Below are 17358 nucleotides of genomic sequence, written 5' to 3' on the forward strand. Positions count from 1 at the left end.
GCGCCAGCCCCGTGCAATATCAGACCGCCATCCGCCGGTGCGGTTCCTGTCATGCCCCTGTCACGCCCGCATGGGATAAAGGCGTTGCCCCTTTTGGAGTAGCCCCGATGATCCTCTTCTGGTCCCTGTTCGCACGCCGCCCGCAACGCCGCAGCTTCGCCCTGGTGGATCAGGCCGGGATCTGCCGTGGCCTGCACCAGGGAATCGACCGGCCGGCCAGCGGCAACTGGGTCGAAGTCAGCGAAGCCAGCATTGCCTGGCTCGACCAGCCCCTCCCCGCCAGCGCGCGCGTCGCACCGGTCGTCGGACAATCTTCGCGCCGCCGTGCGTTGGCAGCCTGACCGGCGGAAGAAGAAAAGTCACACCGGGCGCCCTATTCGCCTCATTTCATCGTTATAATCGCCCCCCGATTATAAGGTCGTCTCCTGATCGGGCCTCGCAACACCGCACCTCGCGCCAGCTTGGGCATCCGCACAGCCCCACAGAGAGCCGTCCACTTTTCGCGCTGCCACTTGTTGGCTTGCCGCATCCTTCCGCCCGTATTGCAAACGTTTGTTGCAGGGACGCACGCATGGCAACGCGCGTGCAGACGGAAGCGGCTTGTCCGGGAGCAGGCGATTCTTTTGAGGTTCACGACTCCAAAAGAGCGTGAGATGACGGTTTTTCACTACTTCACGAGAGAGTGGCGAGCAAATGGCGCAAAACGATTACGAAGCAGTGGACGTGTTGCTGGTCGGGGCCGGCATCATGAGCGCTACGCTGGCGGTACTGCTTAAAGAGCTCGATCCCGGCATCAAGCTGGAGATCGCAGAACTCCGGGAGTCGGGGGCCATTGAGAGCTCCAACCCCTGGAACAACGCAGGAACCGGTCATGCTGGCCTCTGCGAACTGAACTACACGCCCCAGGCGGCCGATGGCTCCATCGACATCAAGAAGGCCGTCAACATCAACGCCCAGTTCGAGGTTTCCAAGCAGTTCTGGGCCTACATGAGTGGCAAGAGCGCGTTCGGCTCGCCCAAGACCTTCATCAATCCTGTCCCGCACCTCTCCTTCGTGCGCGGTGACAAGGACACCGCCTTCCTCAAGAAGCGCTTCGAGCTGCTCCGCCAGCACCACGCCTTCGGCGAGATGGAATACACCGAAGACCGCGCCACCATGGCCAAATGGGCGCCGCTGATGATGAAAGGACGCGATGCGTCCGAGAAGATCGCCGCGACCCGCGCCCTGAACGGCACCGACGTCAACTTCGGCGCGGTCACCAACCAGCTGCTGCAGTATCTCGAGAGCCTGCAGGGCACTCGCGTCAGCTACTTCCAGAAAGTCACCGACCTCAAGCGCACCGACAGCGGCTGGAAAGTCAGCATCAAGAACACCCAGACCGGCGCCAATCGCGAAGTATCCGCGCGCTTCGTGTTCCTCGGCGCTGGCGGTGGCGCGCTGCCGCTGCTGCAGCTTTCCGGTATCGAAGAAGGCAAGGGCTTCGGCGGCTTCCCGGTCAGCGGCCAGTGGCTGCGCTGCGACAATCCCGAAGTGGTCAGGCAGCACCAGGCCAAGGTCTACAGCCAGGCCGAAGTCGGCGCCCCGCCGATGTCCGTGCCGCACCTGGACACCCGCGTGGTCGATGGCAAGAAGTCCCTGCTGTTCGGACCCTATGCCGGCTTCACCACCAAGTTCCTGAAGCACGGTTCCTTCATGGACCTGCCGATGTCGGTCCGCCCGAGCAACCTCCTGCCGATGCTCTCGGTGGCCCGCGACAACATGGACCTGACTCGCTACCTGATCAAGGAAGTGATGCAGTCCCAGGATCAGCGCCTGGATGCCCTGCGCAAGTTCTACCCAGAGCTCGACCCGGCCGACTGGCGCCTGGAAGTGGCCGGCCAGCGCGTGCAGATCATCAAGAAGGACAACAAAAAGGGCGGCGTCCTGCAGTTCGGCACCGAACTGGTCTCCTCCGAAGACGGCAGCATCGCCGCCCTGCTGGGTGCCTCCCCAGGTGCTTCGGTGACCGTCTCCATCATGCTCAACCTGATCGAGCGCTGCTTCGCCGAGCAGGCCCGTTCCGAGCAATGGGCGACCAAGCTGAAGGAAATCTTCCCGGCCCGCGAAAAGGCCCTGGAAAGCGACGCGGCCCTGTACCGCGACGTCAGCGCCCGTTCCGACGCGGCGCTGGGCCTGACCAGCGTCAACACTGCGACCCAGAGCATCGCCTGAGTCCCGGCAGCACGCTGAATCAAACCGCCCTTCGGGGCGGTTTTTTTATGCCTGAAAAAACGCTTTCCATAGGAGCGAGCTCTGCTCGCGAATCAGCGCGCCCATGAAAAAGCCCGCTCTAGGGCGGGCTTTCAACAGCTAGAAGGAATTCAGCCGCGGGCGGCCTTGATCACCTCGATATAGGGCTCAGCCATGCGCTGATCCTGGATCAGGGCGATGAAGTCATTGCCCTTTTCATCCTTGGCGTTGAGGTCGTAACCGGCCTCGATGAAGAAGCCGACGAAGCGCTCGAAGTCGTCGATGCGCAGACCGCGATAGGCCTTGATCAGCTTGTGCAGCGAAGGCGGTGTGGAGTCGGCCGGCTCGACCGTGAGGAACAGCTTGATCGAGTCATCGGAGATTTCTTCGCCAATCACCTGCTTCTTGTCTTTACGCATCGCTCACATCTCTCGGGCCGGGTATCTCGGGGGCGGGCAGTTTACCCCCGCCCGGCCTCCACGCTCAACGCGGGCGTACCGCACCGCTGTGCAGGTCGGCCCAGACATGGCCGTTGGGATAGCTGAGGAACTGGCAGTAAACCGGCCCGTTGCGCAGCAGATCGACTACCGCCGCGTACTGCGCCATCGGGTAGTTCAGGCTGAGGATGCGGGTCTGCGGGTCGTAGCTGGGCTTCTTCAGGCTCTTGCCTTCGCCGTCGAACTGGATCACCACCTGACGCACATCGGCGCCCTTGCTCAGCGGTTTGCCCTTCAGCCGCACTAAGGTGGGCGAGGTGATGGGAATCGGTTGCTGGTTGGACTGGCGCTGGCTTCCCAGCACTACCGCGTACTCGGTGATCTGGATCAGCTGTTGCATTTCGGGCTCTTCCTGGCGCAACGACAGGTCGTCCGGCGGCAGGAACTGGGCATGCATGGGGACGTTATCAGCGGCACCTGCGGGCAGGCAGAGGATCAGCAGGAGAGCAGCGCCAAAGCGCGAGGGGGCGGACATCGAAAGCTCCAACAGCGAGGGAGCGCCGCACTCTAGCACGGCCCCGGGTCGCTCTGGCATACGACTCAGGTCAGCCCCGCGAACCGCCGTCACGCCCTATACTCGGCGGGTCGCAGCGAAGGAGCCGCCATGTCCGCATACCTCCCCCCTCTTTTCGCCGCCTTGCGCCAATCCCTGCGCGAGGGCTACAGCCTGGCGAACCTGCGTGGCGACCTGGCCGCCGGGGTGACCGTCGGCATCATCGCCATCCCGCTGGCCATGGCGCTGGCCATCGCCGTCGGCGTGGCCCCGCAACATGGTCTCTACACGGTGCTGCTGGCGGCACCGCTGATCGCCCTGAGCGGCGGCTCGCGCTTCAACATTTCCGGCCCCACGGCGGCCTTCGTGGTAATCCTGCTGCCCATCACCCAACAGTTCGGCCTCGGCGGCCTGTTGCTCTGCACGCTGATGGCCGGGCTGATCCTCATCGCCATGGGCCTCGCGCGGCTGGGGCGGCTGATCCAGTTCATCCCCTATCCGGTGACGCTCGGCTTCACCGCCGGCATCGGCATCGTCATCGCCACCCTGCAGATCAAGGACCTGCTCGGCCTGCAGTTGGCCGAGACGCCGCAGAACTATGTGGACCAGCTGTACCTGCTGACCCATGCGCTGCCGACCACGCACCTGGGCGATGCGCTGGTGGCCATTGCCTGCTTCGCGGTGCTGGTGATCTGGCCGCGCTTGGTACCCAAGGTGCCGGGCCACCTGGTGGCCCTGGCGCTCGGGGCAATGCTCGGACTGATGCTGGAGGTACTGGGCCTTCCCGTGGCCACCCTGGGCGAGCGCTTCAGTTATGTGGTCGACGGCGTCAGCCATCCCGGTATCCCGCCCTTTCTGCCAACTTTCGCCTGGCCCTGGCAGCTACCGGGGCCGGATGGCCAGCCGCTGGGCCTGTCGTTCGAGCTGATCCGCCAACTGCTGGCACCGGCCTTCGCCATCGCCATGCTCGGCGCTATCGAGTCGCTGCTCTGCGCCGTGGTGGCCGACGGCATGGCAGGCACCCGGCATGACCCCAACGCCGAACTGCTTGGCCAGGGCCTGGGCAACCTGGTCGCTCCGCTGTTCGGCGGCATCACCGCCACCGCCGCCATCGCCCGCAGTGCCGCCAACGTACGCGCTGGAGCCGGTTCGCCCATCGCCGCCATCATCCACGCCGGCGTGGTGCTGCTGGCCATGCTGCTGCTCGCACCGCTGTTCAGCTACCTGCCAATGGCGGCCCTGGCGGCGCTGTTGCTGATGGTGGCCTGGAACATGAGCGAGGCCCGCCATGTGGTGCACACGCTGCGCATTGCGCCGCGCAACGATGTGCTGGTCCTGCTCACCTGCCTGGTGCTGACGGTGTTGTTCGACATGGTGCTGGCGGTAGGCGTCGGCCTGTTGCTCGCCGCGGGCCTGTTCATCAAGCGCATGAGCGACCTCACCGACGCAGCGCCCCTGCCCCGCCATTTTCACGAGGCACTGCGCGAGCTGCCCGAACAGGTGCTGGTCTACGCCATTCGCGGGCCGCTGTTCTTCGGCGCGGCGGAGAAGGCGCTGAGCGTGCTGCGCCGCTTCAACCCGGAAGTGAAAGTGGTGATCGTCGAGATGAGTGCCGTGCCCATGCTGGACATGACGGCGCTGGCAGCGCTGGAAAACCTGCTGCACGATTACGGCCGACAAGGCGTCGGCCTGGTACTGGTGGGTACGTCACCCCGGGTGCGGCTGAAGCTTCGCCGCGCCGGCGTGCATCGGGAAACGGGAAAACTGGCCTACGTGAAAACCCTGGAACAGGCTCGCAGCAAGGCATTGCGCTGGCTGGAACCAATCGCGGATCAGGCGAACAGCGAGGTCATCCAGGCCAGGTAATCCGCCACGCCCTCTTCACCCTCGCGAGGTGCCCAGGCGGGTAGTTCGCCGTCGCCCACTGGGCGATAGGGGCCGGCCTTGCATTCGAACAGGATGCTGTCCGGCTCCAGCACCACCAGGGCGTGGAACACCCCCGGAGGCAGGTCTACGCCGACGCAGTCACCACCGGCCACGAGGTCACGCTGATCGATCACCTTGCCAGCCTCGTCGAAGATCAGCAGGCCCAGGCGTCCCTTGAGCACCAGCAGGCTTTCCGCCTTGTCGGCAGACAGGTGACGGTGAGGCGGGATGTAGGTTCCGGGCTGCAGCCCTACCGCCATGCGATGGCAGGGCTCTTCCATGGCGTGGAAGTTATGGTGCTGGCGCTTGCGCGGGCTCGCCGCGGACCTCCCGGCCAATTCGGCGAACAAGGCCTGATCGAGGAAGCGTGGCGAACTCATGGCTCAGAGCCCCTTGACCGCGAAGATACCGGCGGCGTTGCGCCAGTAGCCCTTGTAGTCCATGCCGTAGCCGAAGATGTAGCGGTCTTCGCAGGGCAGGCCCACGTAATTGGCCTTCAGGTCCGGGCGGGCCTTGCGGTCGTGGGTCTTGTCGATCAGCACGGCGGTATGCACGTTGGCGGCGCCCGCGTGTTTGCAGAAGTCGATGATGGCGGCCAGGGTGTGCCCTTCGTCGAGGATGTCGTCGATGATCAGCACATCGCGGTCGATGAAGGAGATTTCCGGCTTGGCCTTCCAGAACAGCTCGCCGCCGCTGGTTTCATTGCGGTAGCGGGTGGCGTGCAGATAGGACAGCTCCAGGGGGAAGTCCAGCTTGGGCAGCAGCTTGCCGGCGAAGATCAGGCCGCCGTTCATGACGCAGAAGACCACCGGGTTGCGCTCGGCCAGTTCGCCGTTGATGGCTTCGGCGACCTGGGAGATGGCAGCCTCGACCTGGGCGTCGGTGTACAGGCAATCGGCTTCGGCCATTACCTGGCGGATGTGTGCGAGATCGGCGGACATGGCAATTCCTCTGGATTCAGCGGGGAACATGCGCGGTTCCCGGTTAAAACTTGAACAGGTCGTCAAGATAAAAGTCGGCAAAGGTACTCATCCGCCTGCCCCTGAGCAAGCCCCGACGGACGAGCGTCGACCATACTGCAGCGGCTGCGCCGCGTGTGACAGTTCCTTGCGTGACCGCGACATCAGTGGCCCGGACCCACCAGTCAGTGCAGCACAGCCTGTAGTCAATGGATTAAGCTAACGCAATTTTTTTGCCAGCCCGCCGGAGAACCTTCCCATGCCCATCCGTGAGATCCGCCATCCGCTGATCCGCCACAAGCTCGGCCTGATGCGCCGCGCCGACATCAGCACCAAGAACTTCCGCGAACTGGCACAGGAAGTCGGCGCCCTGCTGACGTATGAAGCGACCAATGACCTGCCCCTGGAAAACTACGAAATCCAGGGCTGGGCCGGCACCGTGCAGGTGGAGAAGATCGCCGGCAAGAAGATCACCGTGGTGCCCATCCTGCGCGCCGGCATCGGCATGCTGGACGGCGTGCTCAGCCTGATTCCGGGCGCCAAGGTCAGCGCCGTGGGCGTGGCCCGCAACGAGGAAACCCTGGAAGCCCACACCTACCTGGAGAAGCTGGCTCCGGAGATCGACGAGCGCCTTGCGCTGATCATCGACCCGATGCTCGCCACCGGCGGATCCATGGTCGCTACCATCGACCTGCTCAAGCGTGCCGGCTGCAAGGAAATCCGCGCCATGGTGCTGGTCGCCGCCCCCGAAGGCATCAAGGTGGTCAACGATGCCCACCCGGACGTGATGATCTACACCGCCTCCATCGACCAGAAGCTCAACGAGCACGGCTACATCATTCCCGGGCTCGGGGATGCCGGCGACAAGATCTTCGGCACCAAGCAGAAGGAAAACTGATCGATGAGCGACGACTTCAAGGACCCGCTCTGGCGCCAGGTCATCTCCGGCGCGCAGATGCTTTTCGTGGCCTTCGGCGCCCTGGTGCTGATGCCGCTGATCACCGGACTGGACCCGAACGTAGCGCTCTTCACCGCAGGCCTCGGCACCTTGCTGTTCCAGCTGGTCACCGGCCGCCAGGTGCCGGTGTTCCTGGCCTCCAGCTTCGCCTTCATCACCCCGATCATCCTCGCCAAGGGCCAGTTCGGCCTGGCTGCGACCATGGGCGGCGTGGTGGCGGCGGGTTTCGTCTACACCTTCCTTGGCCTCGCCGTGAAGATCAAGGGCACCGGCTTCATCGACCGCCTGCTGCCGCCGGTGGTGATCGGCCCGGTGGTGATCTCCATCGGCCTGGCCATGGCCCCCATCGCCGCCAACATGGCCATGGGCAAGGGCGGTGACGGCGCCGAGCTGATCCCCTACGCCACCGCCATGTGGATCTCCATGCCGGCGCTGCTGACCACCCTGGTCGTCGCCGTGTTCGGCAAGGGCATCTTCCGCCTGGTGCCGATCATCTCCGGCGTGGTGGTGGGTTTCGCCCTGTCGTTCTGGTTCGGCGTGGTGGACACCGCGAAGATCGCCGCCGCGCCCTGGCTGGAACTGCCGAACTTCGTCGCTCCGGAGTTCAACCTGCAGGCCATCCTGTTCATCGTCCCGGTGGCGCTGGCTCCGGCCATCGAGCACATCGGCGGGGTGATCGCCGTAGGCAGCGTGACAGGCCGCAATTACCTGAAGACGCCCGGCCTGCACCGCACCCTGCTGGGCGACGGCCTGGCCACTTCGGCCGCCGGCCTGTTCGGTGGTCCGCCGAACACCACCTATGCCGAAGTGACCGGCGCGGTGATGCTGACCAGGAACTACAACCCGAAGATCATGACCTGGGCTGCCGCCTTCGCCATCGGCCTGGCCTTCATCGGCAAGTTCGGCGCCATCCTGCAGAGCATCCCGGTACCGGTGATGGGCGGCATCCTCTGCCTGCTGTTCGGCTCCATCGCCGCAGTTGGCCTGAACACCATGATCCGCCACCAGGTGGACCTGGCCGAAGCGCGCAACCTGGTGATCGTTTCCGTGACCCTGGTGTTCGGCATCGGCGGCATGCTGGTGGGCACAGGTACCGGCCAGGACGACTTCGGCCTGAAGGGCATCGCCCTCTGCGCCATCGTTGCCATCGCGCTGAACCTGATCCTGCCGGGGCACCAGACCTGGAAGCATCAAGCCGCAGACGATGCGCCACATATCTGAGGCCGCAACATGAAAAAGCCCCGCAATTGCGGGGCTTTTTCATGGCGCTTCGCCGTGCGGGGAATGCCGCAGGATGAGTAGAGCGGAGCGAAACCCATCGAGTCGGATTGATGGGTTTCGTTCCTCGCGGAACGCCGTCCGCCCCATCCTACGAAGCAGGTTGTGCTTCACGCAGCATGCTGTCGTCCTGCGCTTCCGCGCCCCAGTTCTGCAGCTGCTGCAGGCTCTCGCGATAGGGCTTGAGGCCCAGTCCCAGCAGGAGCACCGAGCTCGCCACCGCAATGGTGGTGACGATCACCAGCGAATAGCGCAACGCCTGGTCGTCAGCGAATACATAGTCGGTTACCAAAGCGACTGCGGTGGGGCCCAAGCCCAGGCCGATCAGGGTGATCACGAACAGGTAGATGGCCGAAGCCTGGCCGCGCATAGAGTTGGGCATGATTTCCTGGATCGCAGCCGGCGCCACTCCGAAGGGCATGCTCAGGCAGAAGACCGTGGGCGCCATCAGCACCGTGACCCAGAACGAATCGTCCATCAGCGGGAACGCCACCACCAGCGGCAATGCGCCCAGGGCGGCGAACAGGCCGACGCGCATGTTGGCATCCGGCCGGCCGTGCCTGGCCATCCAGTCCGCCAGGCGCCCGCCGAAGACGATGCCGAGGCAACCGAAGACTGCCACCAGGCTGCCGTAGATCACGCCTACCTCACCGGCTTCCCAGCCATGGGTGCGGATGTAGAAGGTGGGAATCCAGGCCGCACTGCCGTAGCCGGCGAAGGCCAGGCCAGCGAAGCCGAAGTTGTGGCAGATCACGGTGCGTCGGTTGCTGCGCAGGTAACGGCCGACCTCCGCGAGGGGCACCACCATGCCAGCGCCGACGCCGCGTCGTTGCGGCTCGCGTACCGCCAGCATCAGCAGGGTGAAGAGCGCGCCAGCGGCGCCGAGGGCCAGGAAGATCAGTTGCCAGGGTCGCACCTCGCCCAGCAGCGGCAGGTGCACATCGCCTTGCGCCGAGGCGAACTTGATCACCAGTCCGCCCAGCAGGAAGGCCAGCCCGGAGCCAAGATAAACGCCCATGGAATAGACGCTGATGGCCGTGGCGCGGCGTTCCTTGGGAAAGCTGTCGGCGATCAGCGAATAGGCCGCCGGCGACAGCGCCGCTTCGCCAACGCCGACTCCGATGCGGCAAATCAGGAACTGCCAGTAGAGCCTGGCCATGCCGCAGGCGGCGGTGGCCGCGCTCCAGAACAGCACCCCCACGGCGATCAGCCCGCGCCGGCTGCGGGTATCCGCCAGGCGCCCGAGCGGAATGCCACAGACCGTATAGAAAAGCGCGAAGGAGAGCCCCATCAGCAGGCTCATCTGCGTATCGCTGATGACCAGGTCGCGGCGGATGGGCTCCACCAGCAGGTTGAGGATCTGCCTGTCGATGAAGGACAGCACGTACGCCACCATCAGGATGGCGACGGTGGTCCAGGCACTCAGACTCGAGGGATAGCCGTTGTTCTTGTTCTGCACTGGGCTCTCCTCGGCGCCGCCGGTGCGGCGCACGACGGTGGAAGGGAGATTCCAGCTTAGGTGGCCATGGACAGGCTGAATACGAGAACGGTCGTCATATAGGCGGGCTGAATGCGATCCGTGCCCTTCGACTAATGGCTACCCCTGCAGGAGATCGTAGGAGCGAGCTCTGCTCGCGATCGAGCATCGGCTCACTCCTGCGTCGACATCAGAGCGGGCGGACCGCCGTCTCGCACAGCCTCGCCAGGGCCGACACCCACTGCGGATGGCTGTTCATGCATGGCACCAGCACCAGCTCCTGGCCGCCGGCCTCCTGGAACTGCTCGCTGCCGCGCTGGCCAATTTCCTCCAGGGTCTCGATGCAGTCGGCAACGAAGGCCGGACACATCACCAACAGCTTCTTCACGCCCTGCTTCGCCAGCTCATCCAGACGGGCTTCGGTATAGGGCTCGATCCACTTGTCCTTGCCCAGGCGCGACTGGAAGGACACCGACCATTGGCCAGTCTGCAGGCCCGCGCGTTCGGCGAAGGCTTCCGCGGTGCGCTGGCACTGGCTGCGATAGCAGACCGCAAGGACCTCATCGCTGACGCCACGGCTATCCGGAGCGCGCAGGTCGTGCTGCGGATCGATGTTCTTCACCAGCTTGCGGATGTGCCGTTCGGGCAGACCGTGGAAGCTCAGCAGCAGGTGGTCGAAGCCCTGGTCCAGGTACGGCTTGGCGCTGGCCACCAGGGCATCCAGGTAATCCGCTTCGGCGAAGAAGGGGGGCAGCACCGCTACGTCCAGCTTCAGGCCTCGTTCGCGGATCACCCGGCGAGCTTCTTCGATAGCCGTGGTGGTGGTGCTGTCGGCGAACTGTGGATAAAGCGGCGCCAAGGTCACGCGCTTGACGCCCTGCGCGGCCAGCTTGCTCAGCGCATTTTCGATGGAGGGTTGGCCGTAGCGCATCGCCAGCTCCACCGGTCCATGGGGCCAATGGGGAGCGATGGCTTCCTGCAACTCACGGCTGAGCACGATCAGCGGCGAGCCCTCCGGCCACCAGATGGACGAATAGGCGTGGGCCGACTGCGCCGGGCGCTTGATCAGGATCAGCGAAACCAGCAGGCGCCGCAGCGGCCAGGGCAGGTCGACCACATAAGGGTCCATGAGGAACTGGTCGAGGTAGCTCCGCACATCCTCCACCTTGGTGGAAGCGGGGGAACCCAGGTTGACCAGCAGCAGCGCGTGATCAGTCATCAAACATCCTTAGGCTTCAGCAGGTCGCCGAGCGCCATGTCCAGATCGGTGAATGCAAAGTTGAAACCCGCCGCCCTCAGACGCGACGGCACCGCGCGCTGGCCCCCCAGCAACAGGCCGGACAGCTCGCCCAGCAGCAGACGCAGGACAAAGGCCGGCACCGGCATGAAGGCCGGTCGCCCCAGCGCGCGCCCAAGGCTGCGGGCGAAGTCGCGGTTGCGTACCGGTTGCGGCGAGCAGGCATTATAGGGACCGCGCGCATCGGTCCGCCGCAAGAGAAAATCCATCAGGGCGATTTGATCGTGCAGGTGCACCCAGGACATCCACTGACGACCATTGCCGAGCGGGCCACCCAGCCCCAGGCGAAAAGGCGGCACCAGGCGTTTGAGGAAGCCACCATCGTGCGCCAGCACCAGGCCGGTGCGTACCAGCACCACGCGGATGCCAAGGGCTTCGGCCCGTTGTGCGGTCTCTTCCCAGGCCACGCAGAGCTGGCTGGCGAAGTCATCGGTAATGGGCGGGGAATCTTCGGTCAGTTCGCGCTCGCCCCCATCGCCGTACCAGCCAACCGCCGAGCCGTTGAGCAGCACCTGCGGCATCTGGTCGCGCTTTCCCAGCCATTCCAGAAGTTGCTCGGTGAGCGTGATGCGACTGCCCCAGAGTTGTGCCTTGCGCTTGTTGCTCCAGGGCCGATCGGCAATGGGTTCGCCGGCCAGGTTGACGACGGCGTCCAGCGGCTCTTCGCCATAGTCGGAAAACTGTCCGATACCACGCACCGTGCGACCGCACAGGCTGGCCACGCTCTGCGGCCGGCGGCTCAGGACGGTAAGCTGGTGCCCGTCCGCCAGCCAGCGTTGACAGAGTGCCCGACCGATCAGACCAGTACCGCCGGTCAGCAATATGTGCATGGCATCCTCCTCGCATGGCGCTAAGTGCGGATATCGCCCTAGTCTGGATTATGACGTTCCGACGTGCCCCGGATCGGGCCACACACCGTCAGAAATTCAGAAGTCCGCGATTGGAACCGATCAACCTGTACAGCGTTTGAAAGTTGTACAGGTCTTGTCTAAAGCGTAGCCTGAAGCCATAGGTAACGAGGTAGACCATGACTGCACCTATCGCCATCATCGGTACCGGTATTGCCGGCCTCTCCGCGGCCCAGGCGCTACATGCGGCTGGGCAGAACGTAGAGCTCTTCGACAAGAGCCGCGGCAGCGGCGGACGCATGGCCAGCAAGCGCAGCGACGCCGGTTCCCTGGACCTTGGCGCGCAATACTTCACTGCCCGCGACCGCCGCTTCGCCGAAGTGGTGCAGCAATGGCGCGACCGGGGCTGGGTGGCCGAGTGGTCGCCAAGCCTGTACAACTTCAGCGAAGGTCGCCTGCTGCCCTCCCCTGACGAGCAGATCCGCTGGGTCGGCACGCCCCGCATGAGCGCCATCACCCGCGCTCTGCTCGGCGCCCTGCCGGTGAACTTCGCCTGCCGCATCACCGAAGTCTTCCGTGGCGAGCGCCACTGGGGCCTGCAGGATGCCGAGGGTCTCAGCCACGGTCCGTTCAGCCATGTGATAGTCGCGACCCCGGCGCCCCAGGCCACCGCCCTGCTGGCTGCCGCACCCAAGCTGGCCGGCGCTGCCGCGAGCGTCGCCATGGAGCCCACCTGGGCCGTGGCCATGGGCTTCAGCGAACCGCTGGATACTCGCGTCGAAGGCTGCTTCCTGCAGGACAGCGCCCTGGAATGGGTCGCCCGCAATCGCTCCAAGCCCGGCCGCGAATCCAGCCTGGATACCTGGGTCCTGCATGCCACCAACACCTGGAGCAAGCAGCACCTTGACCTGCCGAAGGAAACCGTGATCGAACACCTCCATGGCGCCTTCGCCGAAACCATCGGCTGCGCCGTACCCGCCCCGAGCTTCAGTCTGGCTCACCGCTGGCTCTACGCCCGTCCCAGCCAGGCGCACCAGTGGGGCGCCCTCGCCGATGCCGACCTCGGCCTCTATGCCTGCGGCGACTGGTGCCTGTCCGGCCGGGTTGAAGGTGCATGGCTCAGCGGCCAGGAAGCTGCCCGCCGCCTGCTGGAGCACCTGTGACCGTCACAGGACCCGCCTGGCACGAAATCCAGTTCTCGAAATGGACGGTCCTTTGGCCGTCCATTTGCTTTTGACGCCGCCACACCGACCTCGTCGTCCGCTTCATAGACCGCTCAACGGCACCGCCCCTCCTGTCCAGAACTTGTACAAGCTATTTGACTTGTACAAGTTCGGTTCTATGATTGCCAAAAACCTATACACGAATCAATCCCTGTATAACTCTTGTCCAGGCATTCCTTCATGTTCATGCCCTTCGAGCTGCCGCAGCGCCCCAAACTGGGCATCAGCGCCTGCCTTCTCGGTAACCCTGTACGCTACAACGGCGGGCACAAGGAGTCGCGGCTGTGCAGCCAGAGCCTGGCGAATCACTTCGATTTCGTTCCCCTCTGTCCAGAAGTCGCCATCGGCCTGAGCGTCCCCCGCGAGCCCATCCGCCTGGTAGGCGAACCGGCTGCCCCACGTGCGATGGGCGGCCACCAGCGCAAGCAGGACCACACCGAGGCATTGGCCGAGTTCGGCGAGATCATGGCCGGGCAGCTCGCCGATATCAGCGGCTACATCTTCATGCAGAAGTCGCCTTCCTGCGGACTGGAACGGGTCAAGGTCTATCAGGCCGACGGTCACGCCGTGAACAATGGCGGTCGGGGAATCTTCGCCAGCGCGTTCTGCTCCCGGCGCCCGAACCTGCCGGTGGAAGAAGACGGCCGTCTCCACGACCCGGTGCTGCGCGAGAACTTCTTCACTCGCGTCTACGCCCATGCCCAATGGCAGGCGCTGTGTCACGAGGGCCTGACGCACAAGGCGATCATCGATTTCCACGCGCGCTACAAGTACCAACTGATGGCCCACGATCCGGCGCAGTACAGGGCCCTCGGCCGCCTGCTCGGCAGCCTCGGCGAACACCCGGCGGAGGAAATAGGCCCGCGCTATTTCTCGGCGCTGATGGCAGCCCTGAAGAAGTGCGCCACCCGCGGCACCCACAGCAATGTGCTGCAGCACCTCAGCGGCTACCTCAAGGCTCACCTCAACCGCGCCGAGAAGGCAGAGCTGCAGCGCCTGATCGAGCAGTACCGCACTGGCGTGATTCCGCTGGTGGTGCCGATTACCCTGCTCAAGCATCACTTCAATGGCCACCCGGATCGCTACATCGCCCAGCAGGCCTACCTGCAGCCGCATCCGGAAGAGCTCAGCCTGCGCAACGCCCTCTAGCCATGGATACGCCGATCGATACCCCACGGGAGAACGACTACCAGGCCGCCATGGGCCGAGGCCTGCTGCCGATCCGCGAGGTGGCGCGCCAGACCGGCGTCAATCCGGTGACCCTGCGAGCGTGGGAACGCCGTTACGCTCTGGTGGTGCCGCTGCGCACCGGCAAGGGGCACCGCCTTTACAGCAGTGAGGATGTGGCACGTATCCGCCTGATCCTCGCCTGGCTGGACCGCGGCGTTGCCGTCAGCCAGGTCAAGGCCCTGCTCAAGGACCAGGCAGTGCCCGCAGCCATTGATGCGTCCCCCTGGGAAGAGCAGCGCCAGCACCTCCAGGAAGCCATCAGCAACCTCGCCGAACGTCAGCTCGACGAGCGCTTCAACGCCGCCATGGCGCTTTACCCGCCGCAAACCGTCTACAAGCAGTTGCTGCACCCCCTGCTGGAAGCCCTGGAGCTGCGCTGGCGCGACCAGTTCGGCGGACAGTCGGAGCGCGTGTTCCTGTACTCCTGGCTACGCACCAAGCTCGGCGCACGCCTCTATCACAACAACCGCCAGCACAGCGGGGCGCCGATCCTGCTGATCAACCTCTCGGAGCTGCCCATGGAGCCTGGCCTCTGGCTCACCGCCTGGCTTGCCAGCAGCGCCGACTGCGCGGTGGAAGTCTTCGACTGGCCGATCCCGGCCAACGAACTGCCCCTGGCCGTCGCGCGCATCCAGCCCCGTGCCCTGCTGCTCTACTCCAGCCAGCCGCTCGTCCCCGGCCAATGGCCTCGGCTGCTGGCCGGCCACCCCTGCCCTTGCCTGCTGGGCGGCCCCGCCGCGGCCATCCACCGGGCCGAACTCGACTCCGGCGCCATCGCGGCCGAAGGCCCGCTGGACGTCCTCCAAGCCCTGTCCGACCTGGGCTTGTTGCACAACCGCTGAAGGAACACGCAATGCGCCAACTCATGTGGTTCCGTACCGACCTGCGCGTTCAGGACAACACCGCCCTGCACGCGGCCCTCACCACCGGCCCGACCATCGCCCTCTACCTCATCAGCCCCGGCCAGTGGCGAGCCCATGACGACGCGCCGGCCAAGGTGGACTTCTGGCTGCGCAACCTGGCGGAGTTGGCCTGGGCGCTCGGTCGGTTGAACGTACCATTGCTGATCCGCCAGGCCGATACCTGGGCCGATGCCCCGGGAGTGGTGCGCGACCTCTGCCACGAACTCGATATCGGCTCGGTGCAGGTCAACGAGGAATATGGTGTCAACGAGACTCGACGCGATCGCGCGGTGGCCGAACGCCTGGCAGCGCACGGCATCGTCCTGCGCAGCCACATCGACCAGTTGTTCTTTCGCCCCGGCAGCGTGCTGAGCCAGTCCGGCAGCTATTTCCAGGTCTACAGCCAGTTCCGCAAGATCTGCTATCAGCGCCTGCACACCGCCCTGCCAAGCTGCCTGCCGCCTCCCAGGGCGCAGGAGGCGTTGGGAATCCCCAGTGACACACTGCCGGCCGCGGTGGATGGTTTCCCCGTACCATCGGAAAGCCTGCGCCGGCTCTGGCCAGCTGGCGAAGAGGCGGCCCTGGAACGGCTGGAGGCCTTCGCCCTCGAAGAACTCTGGTGCTACGAGAAACGCCGCGACTTCCCGGCCCAACCCGGCACCAGCCAACTTTCGCCCTACCTCGCCGCCGGCGTGCTCTCGCCCCGCCAGTGCCTGCACGCGGCGCTTCGCAACAACCAGGGAGAGTTCGACAGCGGCAGCCCGGGCGTTGTCTGCTGGATCAACGAATTGCTCTGGCGTGAGTTCTACAAGCACATCCTGGTTGGTTTCCCTCGCGTATCGCAGCACCGCCCCTTCCGCCGGGAAACCGAAGCCCTGGCCTGGCGCAATGCGCCGGAGGAGCTGGAAGCCTGGCAGCAGGGGCGCACCGGCATCCCCATAGTCGATGCCGCCATGCGCCAGCTGCTGGCCACCGGTTGGATGCACAACCGCCTGCGCATGGTAGTGGCCATGTTCCTCACCAAAAACCTGCTGATCGACTGGCGCGAAGGCGAGCGCTGGTTCATGCGCCACCTCATCGACGGCGACCTCGCGGCGAACAATGGCGGCTGGCAGTGGAGCGCATCCACCGGCACCGATGCGGCCCCCTACTTCCGCATCTTCAATCCGGTCAGCCAGTCACGGAAGTTCGACCCGGACGGCCACTTCCTTCGCCACTGGCTGCCGGAACTGGCGCACCTGGGCGATCGGGATATCCACAACCCGGCCGGGCTCGGCGGCCTGTTCGGCGTGGAGGGTTATCCGACGCCGCTGGTGGACCTCTCCGCCAGCCGCGAGCGGGCACTGGCAGCCTTCAGGGATCTGGCTGGGCGGGAGGTGTGACGAGCCCGCGCGCGTCGATGGACCTCAATCGGCGGGCAATAAAAAACCGGGCGCCTGGCCCGGTTTCCTTGCTGCGGTTTCGCCTCAGAAGGACAGGCGATAGTGCAGGCTGTAGGACTCAACACCGTCGTTCGGCTGCTTGATGCCCGCGTTGGAATAGTGCATGGCGCGCAGGCCGACTTCCTGATTGGCGAAGCGCAGGCCGAGGCCCAGACGGTCTTCGAACTGGAAGGAAGAGCCCAGGTCGTTGTCTTCCAGGTCGGTGTCCGAGAACAGCGCCACGCCGATACCGGCTTCGATGTAGGGCTTCACGGTTTCTCCAGCGAACTCGTAGACGAATACCGGGGAGAAGGAAATGCTGTGGTTGCTGGCCGTCTCGTCGCCGTCCCAGTAGCTGTATGCGGCGTCCCAGTAACCGGTCAGGCGCCCCACGTCGCTCTGGAACCAGCTGCTGGAGAAATCGAACTGGGTGCCCAGGCGATACACCATGGTGGATTCGCCGGTCTGGCCGATGTCCAGAGAAACATCAGCGGCCTGCGCGGAAACCATCTGACCCAGGGAAACGGCTGCCGCGGCGGCCCAGCAGAAAAGTTTCTTCATGAAAACAGTCCTTTTTCTGAAGTGCTGACAGAATTCGTTAATACCTGGCAGCGATTATA

17 protein-coding genes are annotated in these 17358 nt (G+C 64.9%); 9 read left to right on the forward strand and 8 right to left on the reverse strand.

Translation table 11 applies throughout. The features are described 5' to 3' along the window. Positions 1-107 precede the first annotated feature (107 nt). Complete coding sequence (locus FXN65_RS23150; RefSeq protein ID WP_178119384.1) at positions 108-341, forward strand: hypothetical protein; 234 nt, start codon at positions 108-110, stop codon at positions 339-341. Between the two features lie 352 nt (positions 342-693). Further along, positions 694-2211, forward strand: coding sequence for a malate dehydrogenase (quinone) (gene mqo / locus FXN65_RS23155; RefSeq protein ID WP_151136816.1), 1518 nt, complete (start codon positions 694-696; stop codon positions 2209-2211). 149 nt (positions 2212-2360) lie between these two features. Here the strand turns inward: mqo and FXN65_RS23160 are convergent, their stop codons facing one another. Beyond that, positions 2361-2648, reverse strand: a complete 288-nt coding sequence (locus FXN65_RS23160) for a PA4642 family protein (RefSeq protein WP_151136818.1) — start codon at positions 2646-2648, stop codon at positions 2361-2363. Positions 2649-2712: 64 nt separating this feature from the next. Further along, positions 2713-3201: a hypothetical protein gene (locus tag FXN65_RS23165; RefSeq protein WP_151136820.1), complete on the reverse strand. Its 489-nt coding sequence runs from the start codon at positions 3199-3201 to the stop codon at positions 2713-2715. A 129-nt stretch (positions 3202-3330) separates the two neighbouring features. Between FXN65_RS23165 and dauA the strand changes: the two genes are divergently transcribed. Next, positions 3331-5085 carry a C4-dicarboxylic acid transporter DauA gene (gene dauA / locus FXN65_RS23170; protein WP_151136822.1) on the forward strand — a complete coding sequence of 585 codons (1755 nt, stop codon included), beginning with the start codon at positions 3331-3333 and terminating at the stop codon, positions 5083-5085. On the opposite strand, the gene FXN65_RS23175 is transcribed toward dauA, so the two are convergent. Together FXN65_RS23175 and FXN65_RS23180 are read right to left on the reverse strand one after the other, a co-directional pair. Continuing rightward, complete coding sequence (locus FXN65_RS23175; RefSeq protein ID WP_151136824.1) at positions 5052-5525, reverse strand: WbuC family cupin fold metalloprotein; 474 nt, start codon at positions 5523-5525, stop codon at positions 5052-5054. The two genes, dauA and FXN65_RS23175, sit on opposite strands and share 34 nt — an antisense overlap. Positions 5526-5528: 3 nt before the next feature. Then, positions 5529-6086 carry a hypoxanthine-guanine phosphoribosyltransferase gene (locus tag FXN65_RS23180; protein ID WP_151136826.1) on the reverse strand — a complete coding sequence of 186 codons (558 nt, stop codon included), beginning with the start codon at positions 6084-6086 and terminating at the stop codon, positions 5529-5531. 277 nt (positions 6087-6363) lie between these two features. Here FXN65_RS23180 and upp point away from each other — a divergent pair, with 277 nt between their 5' ends. Together upp and FXN65_RS23190 are read left to right on the forward strand one after the other, a co-directional pair. Then, positions 6364-7002 (forward strand): uracil phosphoribosyltransferase, encoded by a 639-nt coding sequence (upp, locus tag FXN65_RS23185; RefSeq protein ID WP_137821721.1) that lies wholly within the window; start codon positions 6364-6366, stop codon positions 7000-7002. A gap of 3 nt (positions 7003-7005) precedes the next feature. Next, positions 7006-8283, forward strand: a complete 1278-nt coding sequence (locus FXN65_RS23190; protein WP_151136828.1) for a uracil-xanthine permease family protein — start codon at positions 7006-7008, stop codon at positions 8281-8283. Positions 8284-8431: 148 nt separating this feature from the next. Here the strand turns inward: FXN65_RS23190 and FXN65_RS23195 are convergent, their stop codons facing one another. The 3 genes from FXN65_RS23195 to FXN65_RS23205 form a co-directional block, all read right to left on the reverse strand. Beyond that, entirely contained in the window at positions 8432-9799 is a 1368-nt protein-coding gene (locus tag FXN65_RS23195) for a spinster family MFS transporter (RefSeq protein ID WP_151136830.1), read from the reverse strand. A gap of 208 nt (positions 9800-10007) precedes the next feature. Beyond that, complete coding sequence (gene hemH, locus FXN65_RS23200; protein ID WP_151136832.1) at positions 10008-11036, reverse strand: ferrochelatase; 1029 nt, start codon at positions 11034-11036, stop codon at positions 10008-10010. Next, positions 11036-11944, reverse strand: a complete 909-nt coding sequence (locus FXN65_RS23205; RefSeq protein WP_151136834.1) for a TIGR01777 family oxidoreductase — start codon at positions 11942-11944, stop codon at positions 11036-11038. Before FXN65_RS23205 ends, hemH begins: the two co-directional genes overlap by 1 nt. A gap of 197 nt (positions 11945-12141) precedes the next feature. On the opposite strand from FXN65_RS23205, the gene FXN65_RS23210 reads away from it, so the two are divergent. From FXN65_RS23210 to phrB, 4 genes are all read left to right on the forward strand, one after another. Next, the gene (locus FXN65_RS23210) at positions 12142-13125 is read left to right on the forward strand and encodes an NAD(P)/FAD-dependent oxidoreductase (protein ID WP_151136836.1); all 984 of its coding nucleotides are present in this window, start codon (positions 12142-12144) and stop codon (positions 13123-13125) included. Between the two features lie 240 nt (positions 13126-13365). Beyond that, positions 13366-14334, forward strand: coding sequence for a YbgA family protein (locus FXN65_RS23215; RefSeq protein ID WP_151136838.1), 969 nt, complete (start codon positions 13366-13368; stop codon positions 14332-14334). Positions 14335-14336: 2 nt separating this feature from the next. Next, a complete protein-coding gene (locus FXN65_RS23220; RefSeq protein WP_151136840.1) occupies positions 14337-15257 on the forward strand; it encodes a MerR family transcriptional regulator in 921 nt (306 codons plus the stop codon). A gap of 11 nt (positions 15258-15268) precedes the next feature. Continuing rightward, positions 15269-16699, forward strand: coding sequence for a deoxyribodipyrimidine photo-lyase (phrB, locus tag FXN65_RS23225; RefSeq protein WP_151136842.1), 1431 nt, complete (start codon positions 15269-15271; stop codon positions 16697-16699). Between the two features lie 84 nt (positions 16700-16783). Here the strand turns inward: phrB and FXN65_RS23230 are convergent, their stop codons facing one another. Then, entirely contained in the window at positions 16784-17299 is a 516-nt protein-coding gene (locus tag FXN65_RS23230) for an acyloxyacyl hydrolase (protein ID WP_151136844.1), read from the reverse strand. Between the last annotated feature and the right edge of the window lie 59 nt (positions 17300-17358).

The organism is Pseudomonas lalkuanensis (assembly GCF_008807375.1).
In the GTDB taxonomy this organism is placed as follows: Bacteria; Pseudomonadota; Gammaproteobacteria; order Pseudomonadales; family Pseudomonadaceae; genus Metapseudomonas; species Metapseudomonas lalkuanensis.

Coding starts and splice junctions, on each gene's coding strand:
- FXN65_RS23160 (WP_151136818.1), bottom strand. CDS start 2,648: ATGCGTAAAGACAAGAAGCAGGTGATTGGCGAAGAAATCTCCGATGAC.
- FXN65_RS23190 (WP_151136828.1), top strand. CDS start 7,006: ATGAGCGACGACTTCAAGGACCCGCTCTGGCGCCAGGTCATCTCCGGC.
- FXN65_RS23210 (WP_151136836.1), top strand. CDS start 12,142: ATGACTGCACCTATCGCCATCATCGGTACCGGTATTGCCGGCCTCTCC.
- upp (WP_137821721.1), top strand. CDS start 6,364: ATGCCCATCCGTGAGATCCGCCATCCGCTGATCCGCCACAAGCTCGGC.
- hemH (WP_151136832.1), bottom strand. CDS start 11,036: ATGACTGATCACGCGCTGCTGCTGGTCAACCTGGGTTCCCCCGCTTCC.
- FXN65_RS23175 (WP_151136824.1), bottom strand. CDS start 5,525: ATGAGTTCGCCACGCTTCCTCGATCAGGCCTTGTTCGCCGAATTGGCC.
- FXN65_RS23205 (WP_151136834.1), bottom strand. CDS start 11,944: ATGCACATATTGCTGACCGGCGGTACTGGTCTGATCGGTCGGGCACTC.
- dauA (WP_151136822.1), top strand. CDS start 3,331: ATGTCCGCATACCTCCCCCCTCTTTTCGCCGCCTTGCGCCAATCCCTG.
- FXN65_RS23150 (WP_178119384.1), top strand. CDS start 108: ATGATCCTCTTCTGGTCCCTGTTCGCACGCCGCCCGCAACGCCGCAGC.
- FXN65_RS23230 (WP_151136844.1), bottom strand. CDS start 17,299: ATGAAGAAACTTTTCTGCTGGGCCGCCGCGGCAGCCGTTTCCCTGGGT.
- FXN65_RS23180 (WP_151136826.1), bottom strand. CDS start 6,086: ATGTCCGCCGATCTCGCACACATCCGCCAGGTAATGGCCGAAGCCGAT.
- FXN65_RS23165 (WP_151136820.1), bottom strand. CDS start 3,201: ATGTCCGCCCCCTCGCGCTTTGGCGCTGCTCTCCTGCTGATCCTCTGC.
- FXN65_RS23215 (WP_151136838.1), top strand. CDS start 13,366: ATGTTCATGCCCTTCGAGCTGCCGCAGCGCCCCAAACTGGGCATCAGC.
- phrB (WP_151136842.1), top strand. CDS start 15,269: ATGCGCCAACTCATGTGGTTCCGTACCGACCTGCGCGTTCAGGACAAC.
- mqo (WP_151136816.1), top strand. CDS start 694: ATGGCGCAAAACGATTACGAAGCAGTGGACGTGTTGCTGGTCGGGGCC.
- FXN65_RS23220 (WP_151136840.1), top strand. CDS start 14,337: ATGGATACGCCGATCGATACCCCACGGGAGAACGACTACCAGGCCGCC.